The 12835-nt window shown below is 74.9% G+C and carries 10 protein-coding genes; 8 read left to right on the top strand and 2 right to left on the bottom strand.

What is annotated here, in order from left to right:
• Window positions 1-94: 94 nt before the first annotated feature.
• From ACIRS1_RS33915 to ACIRS1_RS33900, 4 genes are all read left to right on the top strand, one after another.
• On the top strand, window positions 95-955 hold the full coding sequence (locus tag ACIRS1_RS33915) for a hypothetical protein (RefSeq protein WP_360213000.1): 861 nt from the start codon (window positions 95-97) through the stop codon (window positions 953-955).
• A 201-nt stretch (window positions 956-1156) separates the two neighbouring features.
• On the top strand, window positions 1157-1999 hold the full coding sequence (locus tag ACIRS1_RS33910) for a hypothetical protein (RefSeq protein WP_360212998.1): 843 nt from the start codon (window positions 1157-1159) through the stop codon (window positions 1997-1999).
• A 167-nt stretch (window positions 2000-2166) separates the two neighbouring features.
• Window positions 2167-3102, top strand: coding sequence for a (2Fe-2S)-binding protein (locus ACIRS1_RS33905; RefSeq protein WP_402846020.1), 936 nt, complete (start codon window positions 2167-2169; stop codon window positions 3100-3102).
• Between the two features lie 214 nt (window positions 3103-3316).
• Window positions 3317-4354: a DUF2637 domain-containing protein gene (locus ACIRS1_RS33900; RefSeq protein ID WP_360212994.1), complete on the top strand. Its 1038-nt coding sequence runs from the start codon at window positions 3317-3319 to the stop codon at window positions 4352-4354.
• Window positions 4355-4481: 127 nt separating this feature from the next.
• Here ACIRS1_RS33900 and ACIRS1_RS33895 read toward each other — a convergent pair whose 3' ends face one another.
• Window positions 4482-6782, bottom strand: coding sequence for a SpoIIE family protein phosphatase (locus tag ACIRS1_RS33895; protein ID WP_402846018.1), 2301 nt, complete (start codon window positions 6780-6782; stop codon window positions 4482-4484).
• Window positions 6783-7158: 376 nt separating this feature from the next.
• Window positions 7159-7674: an ATP-binding protein gene (locus ACIRS1_RS33890; RefSeq protein WP_402846016.1), complete on the bottom strand. Its 516-nt coding sequence runs from the start codon at window positions 7672-7674 to the stop codon at window positions 7159-7161.
• 531 nt (window positions 7675-8205) lie between these two features.
• On the opposite strand from ACIRS1_RS33890, the gene ACIRS1_RS33885 reads away from it, so the two are divergent.
• The 4 genes from ACIRS1_RS33885 (at window position 8206) to ACIRS1_RS33870 (ending at window position 12455) form a co-directional block, all read left to right on the top strand.
• Window positions 8206-8916 carry an urease subunit gamma gene (locus ACIRS1_RS33885; RefSeq protein ID WP_402846014.1) on the top strand — a complete coding sequence of 237 codons (711 nt, stop codon included), beginning with the start codon at window positions 8206-8208 and terminating at the stop codon, window positions 8914-8916.
• Complete coding sequence (locus ACIRS1_RS33880) at window positions 8913-10628, top strand: urease subunit alpha (RefSeq protein WP_387904817.1); 1716 nt, start codon at window positions 8913-8915, stop codon at window positions 10626-10628. The genes ACIRS1_RS33885 and ACIRS1_RS33880 overlap by 4 nt, the downstream gene beginning before the upstream one ends.
• 32 nt (window positions 10629-10660) lie before the next feature.
• Window positions 10661-11707 (top strand): agmatine/peptidylarginine deiminase, encoded by a 1047-nt coding sequence (locus ACIRS1_RS33875; RefSeq protein ID WP_402846013.1) that lies wholly within the window; start codon window positions 10661-10663, stop codon window positions 11705-11707.
• A gap of 148 nt (window positions 11708-11855) precedes the next feature.
• Window positions 11856-12455: a TetR/AcrR family transcriptional regulator gene (locus tag ACIRS1_RS33870; protein WP_402846011.1), complete on the top strand. Its 600-nt coding sequence runs from the start codon at window positions 11856-11858 to the stop codon at window positions 12453-12455.
• Window positions 12456-12835 lie beyond the last annotated feature (380 nt).

Here is a 12835-nt window from a genome sequence, read left to right as displayed (position 1 = left end):
ATCCCGGAGGATTGCCCCATTCCGCGCCAAGCGCCCGCTGTTTCGGGGAGCATGGAAACGTCCCACCACCCGACTCGAACGGACGGAGCCCGCGATGGCCGGACTGCCCGACGACTTCACCGGACACGACCCCGCCCTGCCAGGGCCAGGGGCGGGCGGTGGCGCCCGGGCGATCCGCTGCCCCGCCTGCCGCCGGGAGCACCTGTACGAACCACCCTCGCTGCCCTGTCCGTGCGGCGCCTCCCTGAAGGTGCCGCTGCTGCGCGGCGGGGTGCCGGTGCAGGTCCGGTTCCGCTCCTGGGAGGACTCCTGGCTGAGCATGCGCTGCCCGCACTGCGGCCGCTCCGACCAGTGGCCGCAGCCCGAGTTCACCTGCAACTGCGGCGCCACCGTACGGCTCCCCGTGGACCGCACCACCCGGCTCGGCGGCGGCACCGCCGGACCGCTCGCCGCCCCCGGCCCGCAGACCTCCCGCCCGCACCCCGCCCACCCGATGGGCGCACCGGTGCCCGCCCCGCCCGGCGGCTCCGCCGGCCCCGGCGGCCGGCCCAGGCCGTTCCGGCACCGCGCGCCGTTCCGCCCGCACCCGGTGCGCACCTCGCAGGACGCGGTGTTCACCGCCGCCCGCTACCTGGAGTGGCTCGGCTTCGACGACCTGGAGCTGACGGAGGCCCAGGAACGCGACGGGGTGACCCTGTTGGGCAGCCGGATGGTCGCCCAGGTGGACACCTGGACCGAGCCGGCCGACGTGAAGTCGGTGGAGTGCCTGTGGCTGCAGACCCTGCACGCCGAGGAGATGGCCGCCGCCATGTTCACCCTCGCCGGCTACTCCCACCAGGCCACCGTGCGCGGGGAGCAGCTGCTGGTCGCCCTGTTCAGCCTGGACCTGGCCGGGGTGCCGCAGCCCGCGAACGGCGCCGCCGAGGCGCTGATGGAGACCGGCTGGACGTCCTGACCCGACCGGAACCCCTCTAGATCATTTCCTCCGCCGACGCAAGAACCTCCGCTCGTGATCTGGTGCACAAGCTCACCCCCGTGTTGAATTGCCGCCACAGCGCGGGCCTTCGCGCTGCCGTCGCCATGCTGGCGGGAGTTGACGGCAGCGCAGCTGGGGCAGGCCCGTGCCCTGCTGGATGGCGCACACAAGGAGGTGGCGTTGTCGGAGCACGGATGGAACCCGAGCGGCCCGGACGAACGGGGGCGGGCGGCAGCGGAGGAACCGGGCGACACCGTGTGGCGGCTGAGGTCACGGGGGTGCTGGCAGGAGGCGGCCGAACTGCTGCGCCCGGCTGCCGAACGAGACCCGGAAGCGGCCCTCGCCCGAGCCGAACTCCTCATCGAACAGTGCCTCTTCACCGCCGCGCACTGGGCCCAGGCGGAACAGGCGCTGCGCCTGGCCGAGGCCCTGGCGACCGGCACCGAGCAGCGCGCGGCCGCCGCCTGCGCCCGCGGCTTCCTGGCGTACCTGGCCAGCGTGCTCGGCCCGCGGGACCGCCTGGACGAGGCCCAGGCCGCCCTCGGGCGCACCTCGGCACTGCTGCCGCCGGACGCCCCGGGCCGTCCGCTGCTGGACTTCCGGCGCGGGCTGGTCGCCGAGAACCTGCTGCGCGACCGCGGCGCGGCCTGGATCGCCTACCGGCGCGCGCACGACGGCGCCGGCGAGCGGGGGGACGAGCTGCTGCGCTCCTACACCTGGCGCCACCTGGCCGCGCTGGCGCTGGCCCGCGGGGACCGCGGCCACGCCCGCGAGGGCTTCGACGCCTCGCTGCGGCTGCGCGAGCAACTCGGGTTCACGGTGGGGGTCGCGCCGGCGCTCGCGGCGCTCGCGGAGGTGTCCGAACCCGCCGAGGCGGCCCGGCTGCGCGCCGAGGCGGCCCGGCTGGTGCACGCGCTGGGCGGGGTGCCGGTGTGGCTCGCACGCCAGCTGGGCACCGTCCACGCGCCGGGGGCTCCCCCGGACGGACGCATCGTCCGCGAGACCCGGGGAACAATCAGCTAAGGTGAGCCTAACCTGGCCGGGGCGAGCAGTGCCCCGGCCGGGTCGCCTTGCCGTTCCCCGGGCACCGCCATGCCCCCCTCCGGCCGGGCCCGACGGGGCGCCCCGCCCAGCCGGGCGGCGCCGGGCGGTCCACGGGCGGTCCCCGGTCGACCCGATGGGGCCCGCCCATGTCCGCGAGCAGCACCCGGCCCGGCGTCGCGCCGCGCGCTCCCCGTACCACCGAGGCGCACGCCCACGACCCCGTGCCCGACCCGGCCGCCCCCGGCACCGCCGCGTACCGTCGGCTCGCCGTGCTCGCCCCCGTCCTGCGGGTGCGCTGCGCCCCGCCGCGGCGCGACGACGGCTGGATCCCGGCCGCCGACCTGGCCGCCCGCCCCGAGGCGCTGCGCGAACTGATCACCCACGACGCCCGGCAGGGTTCCGCCCGCTACGGCCGGCCGCTGCGCCCGGACGTCGCGGCCGGCTTCGCGCTGCACCGCTTCGTCTGGCCGGCCTCCCTGCTCTTCACGGTGCCGTGGTTCCTGGAGCGGCGCGTCCCGCTGCTCACCCCGGCGGACGTCTCGGTGCGCCGCGAGGCCGGCTCGGCCGAACTGACCGTCCGTCCGGGCGCCTTCGCCTGCCTCCCGGACGACCCGGTGGCCGGGGCTCCGCGGGCCCGCCCGGTACCGGACGAGGCCGCGTTGGCCGCCGAACTCCGCTGCGCCCTGGGCGCGTTCCTCACCCCGCTGCTGACCGCCTTCCGTCCGGAGGTGCGGCGCGGTCCGCGGGTGCTGTGGGCGATGGCCACCGACGCGGTGGTGGAGGGGCTCTGGTACGTCGGCGGACGGCTCGGCGAGCAGGAGCGGGCGCGCGACGAACTGTCCGCGCTGCTGCGGCCCCCGTCCGCCGACGGGGGCCCGGAGGCACCGGCGCGCACGCCCGGCGCGGCGGACTGCGCCGCTCCGGCTCCGGCCCCCTTCACTCCGAACGCCGGTTTCGCGGCGGCGGAAGCCGGGTGCACCGGCGCTTCGGACACCGACCGGGCCCGGGCCAGCTGCTGCCTCGTCTACACCGTGCGGCCCGAGGAGATGTGCGGCGGCTGTCCGCGCGTCACGCGGGGTTGACGCACGCCCGTACGACGCCGCACCCGAAAAGCCTGGAATTCCGGGAACAATCCGCATCGAATTCATACGACAATGCGAATTCGCTGGGGTCAGAAATCCCTCTACTCAGCGCATTGACACCGAATCGGTCATTCCTCCGCCGAGCATCCGCCATGATGGTCCCCGCCATCACGACGCAGGAACGCGACGCAGGAAAGTGAGGCTGGTTCCGGCGATGAAATTGTCCGACATACCGCTCGGCTGGGCCGTCACCGCAGGCGTTGGGCTGCTGGTCAGCGCACTCCTGGTGGCCCTGGCCCGGACCAGGGGAGGCGCCCCCGCCGGCGGGGCGGACTCCTGGGAGCGCTCCGAGGAACGGCGCCGCCGCAAGGAGTCCCTCTACGGCGCCGCCTCGTACACGCTGCTGTTCTGCTGCGCCGCCGTCGCCGCCGCCCTCTCCTTCCACGGACTGGTCGGGTTCGGGGTCCAGAACCTCAACCTCTCCGGCGGCTGGGAGTACCTCGTCCCGTTCGGCCTGGACGGCGCGGCGATGTTCTGCTCGGTGCTCGCCGTCCGCGAGGCCAGCCACGGCGACGCCGCGCTCGGCTCCCGGCTGCTGGTCTGGCTGTTCGCCGGAGCCTCCGCCTGGTTCAACTGGGTGCACGCCCCGCGCGGCTTCGGCCACGCCGGCGCCCCGCAGTTCTTCTCCGGCATGTCCCTCTCCGCGGCCGTCCTGTTCGACCGGGCGCTCAAGCAGACCCGCCGGGCCGCCCTGCGCGAGCAGGGGCTCGTCCCCCGCCCGCTGCCGCAGATCCGCATCGTCCGCTGGCTGCGCGCCCCGCGCGAGACCTACGCGGCCTGGTCGCTGATGCTCCTGGAGGGCGTGCGCAGCCTCGACGAGGCGGTGGACGAGGTGCGCGAGGACAAGCGGGAGCGGGCCCTGGACAAGGAGCGCCGGCGGCTCGCCGGGAGGCGCGAGCGCGCCGAGATCCGGGCGATCAGCCGCAGCACCAGCGCCTGGCGCCAACGCGGCGGCGGCGCACGCCAGTTGGAGTCCGGCTCGGAGCCCGCCATAGCCGGCGGGCCGGAGCCGGAGCAGCCCGCCGGACCGCCGGCGGTCGAGGCCGCCGAGGGCGCGGTGGTGCAGCCCGGCCTGCCGGCCCGCCCGGAACGGCGCACCATCGACCTGACGCTCGACGAGGACACCGTGACGCTGCCCCGGCTGGACTCGCTGGAGCGCAAACTCAAGGACCTGGAGCAGCAGTTCGGGTAGCGGCCGGTACCCCGCGTTCGGGTGCGGTGCGGCCCGGTGCGGTCGGGTTGCCCCGCGGTCCGGCGCGTCCGGGCCGCGGGTGCCCGGGCCGCGGATGCCCGGACGCCCCTGGTCGCCCGGTGGGTGCTCAGGCGGCCGGCGTGCCACTGAGCTCGAACCACATCCGCTTGCCGGACCCGCGCGGCTCCACGCCCCACGCGTCCGCCAGCGCCTCGACCAGCATCAGCCCGCGCCCGGAGGAGGCCTGCTCCCCCGGGGTCCGGCGGGTCGGCCAGAGGTCGGACTCGTCCTCCACCTCCACCCGCAGCCGGGCCCGGCCGCCGTCCGCGTCCGGCTCCCGGTAGAGCCGGGCGGTGAACATGGCGTCGCGGTCGGTGTGCCGGATCGCGTTGGTGACCAGCTCGGAGGAGAGCAGCTCGGCGGTGTCGATGAACTCGGCGACGCCCCAGCGGCGCAGCGCGTCCCGCAGCTCGGCCCGGACCTCGGCGATCCGCGCCAGGTCGGCCTGGCCGATCCGGCGGCGCAGCTGCTGGGCGGCCAGCCCGCCCGCCGGGCCGTCCCAGCGCAGGAGCAGCAGCGCTATGTCGTCCTCGCGCTCGCTGGAGTCGGCGGCCTGCGAGGCGATCCGGTCGGCCAGCTCCTCCAACGGGTCGCGGGCCGACTCGGCGGCCGCCGGCAGCGGCCGGGCGAGCGCCCTGGTCAGCCGGGCGACGCCCTCGTCCAGGTCCATGCCGCGCGCCTCGACCAGGCCGTCGGTGCAGAGCAGCACCGTCTCGCCCGGGTCCAGGCTGAACCGGGTGACCCGGTACTCCTGGTCCGGGTCGATGCCCAGCGGGAGCCCGCCGGCCACCGGCACCACGGCGGCGGTGCCGTCGGCGCGGCGCACCACCGGGTCGAGGTGGCCGGCCCGGACGGCGTAGACCACGCCGTAGTCCACGTTGACCTCGGCGTAGGTGCAGGTCGCGAAGTGGTCGGTGTCCAGGTCGGCGAGGAACCGGGAGGCCCGGGCCATCACGGCGGCCGGCGGGTGCCCCTCGGCCGCATAGGCGCGCAGCGCGATCCGCAGCTGGCCCATGATCCCGGCGGCGTGCACGTCGTGGCCCTGGACGTCCCCGATCACCAGGCCGACGTGGCCGCCGGGCAGCGGGACCACGTCGTACCAGTCGCCGCCGATCTGCAGGCCCGAGCCGGCCGCCAGGTAGCGCACCGCGGTGGTCACCCCCGGCACGGACGGCACGGTGCGCGGCAGCATCACCCGCTGCAGGCCGGCGGCCAGCTCGTGCTCCGCGTCGTGCAGCCGGGCCCGGGCCAGGGACTGGGCGACCAGCCCGCCCAGCGTGGTCAGCAGGGTGCGCTCGTCCGCGTCCAGCTCGCGCTCGTCGTCGAAGCTGACCACGCAGACGCCGATCGCCCGGCCGCTGGCCACCAGCGGCAGGTACGCCCAGGCGCCGCGCCCGGTGCGGCTGGTCGGCTCCCACACCTGCGGGTAGTTCTCCCGGAACTCCTCGCGGGTCGCGATGAAGACCGGCGTCCGGTGGCGCAGCGCCTCGGCCGCCGGGTGGCCGGCCGGCAGGACCGTGCGGTCCCAGACCGCCAGCGCGTCCGCCCGGTAGCCGGAGGCGCCGAGGATCCGCGCCCGGCCGGCCTCGAAGGAGGCCAGCACCAGGCCGTCCGGAGGCAGTCCGGGCAGCGGGAGCTCGGTGAACACCCGGGCGACGTCACGGACGGTGACCGCCTCGGAGAGGGCGCGCGCCGCCTCCTTGATGAAGCGCGAGCGCTCCTCGCGCAGCAGCGCCATCCGGTCGGCCCGGTCGCGCTTGTGCAGCTCCACGGTGGCGTCCCAGACGAAGCCGACCATCCGGGAGGCCCGGCCGAAGGCGTCCGCGAGCACCCGGCCGCGGAAGCGCACCGCCCGCATGGACCCGTTCGGGCCGACCGTGCGGTAGTAGGCGCCGCACTGGCCCAGCTCGGCGACCGCGCGCTCGACCCGGCGGCGCACCACCGGCGCGTCCTCGGGGTGCAGCAGGGCGAGGAAGGAGCCCGCGGTGCGGTCGAAGCGGCCCTGGTCCATGGTGTCCAGGCCGATGATCGTGCAGGCCCGCTGGTCGCCCTCCAGGACGTCGCGGCGGATGTCCCAGTCGAAGGAGCCGATGCCGTTGGCGGCCATCGCGGGCTCCAGCCAGTCCGGCATGGAGTCCGCGGAGGAGGGCGGCAGACCGCCGGACAGCACCGGCGCCAGCCGCCCGGCGGCGATCCCGGGCGCCGTCCGCAGCGAGTGCCGGCGCGCCGCCTGCGCGGGCGGCTTCGCCCGGCCGGTGCCGGCCGTGGTGGGGCCCGCGGGGGCGGTGGTGGCGGTGGTGGCCTGGTGCTCGACGGCGGACGCGCCGGGAGGAAGCGCCGGCCCCGACGACTCGGGCTCAGTGGGCATGCTGCTCCTGCCGCTGCCGTGGCGGACCGCACCGACCGTCCGGACGGGCCGCGTGGCGATGTGAGGGGTGGTGCTGGATCGGACGGTGTCGACGGACGGTGTTCAGTCGAGGTTCGGTCTCCCCGCTGCTTCCCGCACGTGGACACACATTCCCACCATCCTGGGCGATGTTCGGCCCAGCGGCAATGGCAACGGGCCGGAAATCTTCCGTTCCGCCTTCTGTTCAGGGCTTCCTTCGACGGCGAATGAATCGCCGTCGAACGGGTTGCCGACGGGGGCGGTGGGCCGGGTGCGCGGGAGCCGACGGGCGTGGCCGCCGGGCGGGTCGGTGAGTGCGGCCGGTGGGGCCGGCGGGCCCGGCGGCGGGCGGGCGGGCTCAGGGCAGGGTCAGCTCGAACCAGGTGACCTTGCCCTCGCCGCGCAGCTGGACGCCCCACGCGTCCGCCAGCGCCTCCACCAGCATCAGGCCGCGCCCCGAGGTCGCGTACTCGGCGTCCGGATCCCGGCGGCGGCCGGGAAGTCTGCTCGCGCCGTCCTGCACCTCGATCCGCAGCCGGTGGTCCGACCCCAGCACCGCGTCGAACACCGCGCCCTTGCCGGTGTGCAGCAGGGCGTTGGTCACCAGCTCGGAGGAGAGCAGCTCGGCGGTGTCCGACAGCTCCGGCACCCCCCAGTGGTCCAGCGCCGTCCGCAGCCGCCGCCGGACCGAGCCGACCGCGACGAGGTCGGCCGGGTCGAGCGTCAGGTGGAGCCGGCGGTGCAGCGCGCAGCCGGGGGCCGGAGCACCCGGCAGGGTCGTCCCGGTGCCGGCGGCCGGGCCCCGCGCCGGCCCGGACCGGTAGGCGTCGCCGGAACTCGTCCGCTGCCGCGGGAATCGCGACTGACCGTCCATCACCACATGCCCCCGCCCTCGAAACCCGGGCCCCCGCCTCCGGATCCCCCGCCGGCCGGGTGGCCCTTCCGATCTGACCACTCATCCTCATGCCCAGCTGACGGCGTTTGCAACAGTGTGCGTCCGATCACGTGGGGTGAAAGGGGCACGGGAGGGTTCACGTGATCCAACTGCCCGCGCCGGACGGGTTTGCGAAGCGCAGAGGCTGTTTTCGAACCCGCCCCCGCCCGATCCCGCGCACACCCGGCGCCCGCTGCGACCGGGCGCCCCGCCCCACGCCCCCGGCCACACCCCGCCGCGCGCCCGGCCCCGCGGCGGACCGGGCGCCCGCCCGCACCCCGCCACCCCGGCCTCACCCCCGCCGCCCCCGGCCTCACCCCCGCCGCGCGCCCGGCGAGCCGAACCTCTCCGGAGGAGCAACGCTGGACAGGGCGGCGTGCTCCGGGTTCAATGACCCGAGATGTTTGAACGACGTTCTAACATCGTTCCGAAGCCGACCCCCCTCCCCCCGGCGACCGCGAGCGAGGAACCGTGCGACTGACCCCCACCGAGCGGGACCGGCTGCTGATCTTCACAGCAGCCGAGCTGGCCCGCGCCCGCCGAGCCCGCGGCGTACGCCTCAACGTCCCCGAGGCCACCGCCCTGATCGCCGACACCGTCTGCGAGGCCGCCCGCGACGGCCGGCGCCTGGCCGAGGCCATCGAGGCCGGCCGCAGCGTGCTCACCGCCGCCGACGTGCTGCCCGGCGTGCCCGACGTCGTCACCGTCGTCCAGGTCGAGGCCGTCTTCGACGACGGCACCCGGCTGGCCGTGGTCAACGACCCCTTCAAGGGCGCCGGCTCCCTCGGCGACGAGGCCCCCGGCGGCGCGCTGATCGGCGACGGCGCCGGCTACGACCCGGTCGAGGAGACGCTGGTGCTCCCCGTCCACAACACCTCCGGGGTGCCGATCTCCGTCACCTCGCACTTCCACTTCTTCGAGGCCAACCCGCGCCTCGCCTTCGACCGCGCCGCCGCCTACGGCACCCACCTGGCCGTCCCGGCCGGCTCCTCGGTGCGCTTCGACCCCGGCGCCACCGTCGAGGTCGGCCTCGTCCCGATCGGCGGCGACCGCGTCGCCATCGGCTTCGCCGGCCTGGTCGACGGCCCGCTCGACGCGCCCGGCGCCAAGGAGGCCGCCCTGGCCAAGGCCCGCGCCACCGGCTACCTGACCGGCTTCGACGACTCGGAGGTGCCGTCGTGACCGCGATCACCCCCCACGACTACATCGCGGTGCACGGCCCGCGCGCCGGCGACCGCATCCGGCTCGGCGACAGCGGCCTCATCGTCCGCGTCGAGTCCGACTCCCAGGCACCCGGCGAGGAGTTCCTGGCCGGCTTCGGCAAGACCGCCCGGGACGGCCTGCACCTCAAGGCCGCCGCCGTCCGCGACACCTGCGACGTGGTGATCAGCAACGTCCTGGTGATCGACGCCGTCCAGGGCGTCCGCAAGACCTCGATCGGCCTGATCGGCGGCCGGATCGCCTCGATCGGCCGGGCCGGCAACCCCGACACCCTCGACGGCGTGGACGTCGTCGTCGGCACCGGCACGACGATCGTCTCCGGCGAGGGCATGATCGCCACCGCCGGCGCCATCGACACCCACGTCCACCTGCTGTCGCCGCGCATCATGGAGGCCTCGCTGGCCTCCGGCGTCACCACCATCATCGGCCAGGAGTTCGGCCCCGTCTGGGGCGTCGGCGTCAACTCCCCCTGGGCGCTGCGGCACGCCTTCAACGCCTTCGACGCCTGGCCGGTCAACATCGGCTTCCTCGGCCGCGGCTCCTCCTCCGACGCCGCGCCGCTCGTCGAGGCCCTCGCCGAGGGCGGCGCCTCCGGCTTCAAGGTGCACGAGGACATGGGCGCCCACACCCGCGCCCTGGACACCGCGCTGCGCGTCGCCGAGGAGTACGACGTGCAGGTCGCCCTGCACACCGACGGACTGAACGAGTGCCTCTCCGTCGAGGACACCCTCAAGGTGCTGGAGGGCCGGACCATCCACGCCTTCCACATCGAGGGCTGCGGCGGCGGACACGTCCCCAACGTCCTCAAGATGGCCGGCGTCCCCAACGTCATCGGCTCCTCCACCAACCCCACCCTGCCCTTCGGCCGGGACGCGCTCGGCGAGCACTTCGGCATGATCGTCTCCGCGCACGACCTCAAGGTCGACCTGCCCGGCGACGCCGCCATGGCCCGCGACCGCATCCGCGCCGGCACCATGGGCGCCGAGGACGTGCTCCACGACCTCGGGGTCATCGGCATCACCTCCTCCGACGCCCAGGGCATGGGCCGCGCCGGCGAGACCGTCCGCCGCACCTTCGCCATGGCCGGCAAGATGAAGGCCGAACTCGGCGCCCTCGACGGCGGCTACGGCACCGTCGAGAGCGGCGACGACAACGAGCGCGTCCTGCGCTACATCGCCAAGCTCACCATCAACCCCGCCATCGCCCACGGACTCGCCCACGAGGTCGGCTCGATCGAGGTCGGCAAACTCGCCGACATCGTGCTCTGGCGCCCCGACCACTTCGGCGCCAAACCGCAGCTCGTCCTCAAGGCCGGCTTCCCCGCCTACGGCGTCGTCGGCGACCCCAACGCCTCCACCGACCGCTGCGAACCCCTCGTCCTCGGACCGCAGTTCGGTGCCCACGGCGCCACCGCCGCCGACATCTCGGTCGCCTTCGTCGCCCAGGCCGCCGCCGACGGCGCCTACCTCGACCGCCCCGCCGACGGACTGCCCACCCGCCGCCGCCGCGTCGGCGTCCGCGGCACCCGCGGCATCGGCCCGCGCGACATGGTCCGCAACGCCCGCACCGGCCACGTCGAGGTCACCGAGACCGGACTGGTCTCGCTGGACGGCGCGCCGCTGCGCTCCGAACCCGCCGACAGCGTGTCGCTCAGCCGCCTCTACTTCCTCTGACCCGCCCCCACCCTCCCCTGAAGGAACGCCAGATGACCACGCCCACCCCCGCCTCCCTCGGCTACCGGATGCCCGCCGAGTGGCACCCGCACGACCGCACCTGGATGGCCTTCCCCACCACCAACCCCACCTTCGACACCCCCGAGAACCTGCACGCGGGCCGCGAGGCCTGGGCCGCCGTCGCCAACACCATCGTCCGGTACGAGCCGGTCACGCTGATCGTCAACACCGGCGAGAGCGCCGAGGCCCGCAAGTACGTCTCCGAGCAGGTCGAGATCGTCGAACGCCCGCTGGACGACGCCTGGATGCGCGACATCGGCCCGTCCTTCCTGATCGACGGCAAGGGCTCGCTGGCCGCCGCCGACTGGATCTTCAACGGCTGGGGCGCGCAGTCCTGGGCGCGCTGGGACGACGACCAGCACATCGCCGAGCACATCAGCGAACTCACCGGGGTCCAGCGCTTCGCCTCCCGCCTCATCAACGAGGGCGGCGGCATCCACGTCGACGGCGAGGGCACCGTGCTCGTCACCGAGACCGTCCAGCTCGGCGAGGGCCGCAACTCCGGCTGGACCAAGGAGGAGGTCGAGGCCGAGCTGCACGCCTTCCTCGGCACCACCAAGGCCATCTGGCTGCCGCGCGGACTCACCCGCGACTACGACGAGTTCGGCACCCGCGGACACATCGACATCGTCGCCTCCTTCGTGCGCCCCGGCGTCGTCGTCGCCCACGTCCAGCCCGACCCGGCGCACCCGGACCACCAGGTCTGCCAGGAACTCGTCGCCATCCTGCGCGACTCCACCGACGCCCAGGGCCGCCCCCTGGAGGTCATCGAACTCGCCGCCCCCACCGTCCTGCTGGACGAGGACGGCGAACCGGTCGACTACTCCTACATCAACCACTACGTGGCCAACGGCGCGGTCGTCCTCTGCGCCTTCGACGACCCGCGCGACCAGGAGGCCGCGGCCGTCCTCGGCCGCGCCTACCCGGGGCGCACCGTCGAACTCGTCGACGCCCGCGGGATCTTCGCCAACGGCGGTGGCATCCACTGCATCACCCAGCAGCAGCCGAAGGCCCTCTGACGCACGGCTCCGGCCGGCTGAGCGCCACCGGAGCGCGGCCCCCGCGGCCCGCTCCGGTGGCGCACCGGCCCGTCCCAGCGACACTTCCCGGCGACACTTCCCGGCGACACTTCCCAGCGACCCGTCCCACCTAGGGAGAGCGACTCACATGGCGGACCCCCGCCCGCGCCGGCCGGCACGCCCCCGCGAGGAGGTCTTCGCCACCGCCAGGGCCGCGATCGCCGAACACGGGCTCGCCAAACTCACCATGGCCGGGCTCGGCAAGCAGCTCCAGATGAGCGCCGGACACCTGCTCTACTACTTCGGCAGCAAGGACCAGCTGTTGCTGGAGACGCTCCGCTGGAGCGAGGACCAGCTCGGCACCCGCCGCCGCGACGCCCTCGCGGACCCTTCCTGCGACCCCTGGCAGCGGCTCGACGCCTACCTGCGGCTCTACCTGCCCGAAGGGCCAGGGGATCCGCGGTGGATCCTCTGGGTCGAGGTGTGGGGGCGCTCGCCCGCCAGTGCCGAGATCCGCCAGGGGCAGCAGGAGATCGAGGCGCCCTGGCAGGCCGACCTGGTCGCCCTCATCGAGGACGGCGCCGCCACCGGCCACTTCACGCCCGGCCCCACCGCCGACCGCGCCACCCAGATCCGCGCCCTCCTCGACGGCCTCTCCGTCCCCCTCGCCATCGGCCTCCCCGGCCACCACCACCCCGCCACCCTCACCCAGGCCACCGCCGTCACCACCATCCTCCTGCGCAACTGACCGCACACGGGGCCCCTGACGCCACGGCGGCAGCTCCGTGGGAAAAAATATGTCGCCCGGTCTACAGATTCGCTAGGACCGCAGGCGCGCAACACAACCACCACACGCGAAGTCGGCCAGGCCGACTTCCTACGCACCCACCCCACCGCCACCCGAGCCCGCGGGCACCTCGCCGACGAATATGTCGACCGGTCTACAGGTTCCATCGCGGACACGATCAGATGCCTGGCACGCCAGAAGTCGACCCCGCCGACTTCCTGCGCGACGACCCACGCCAAGGACACCCGAGCCCGAAACGGGCACCCTCCCCGCGCTCGGCATGAATATGTCGACCGGTCTACAGATGCCGCGTCCGCGCGGGGCATGGGAGCTGGAGCCGG

The organism is Kitasatospora sp. NPDC101176 (assembly GCF_044768035.1).
Taxonomy (GTDB): Bacteria; Actinomycetota; Actinomycetes; order Streptomycetales; family Streptomycetaceae; genus Kitasatospora.
This window is presented reverse-complemented; position numbering and strand designations above follow the sequence as displayed.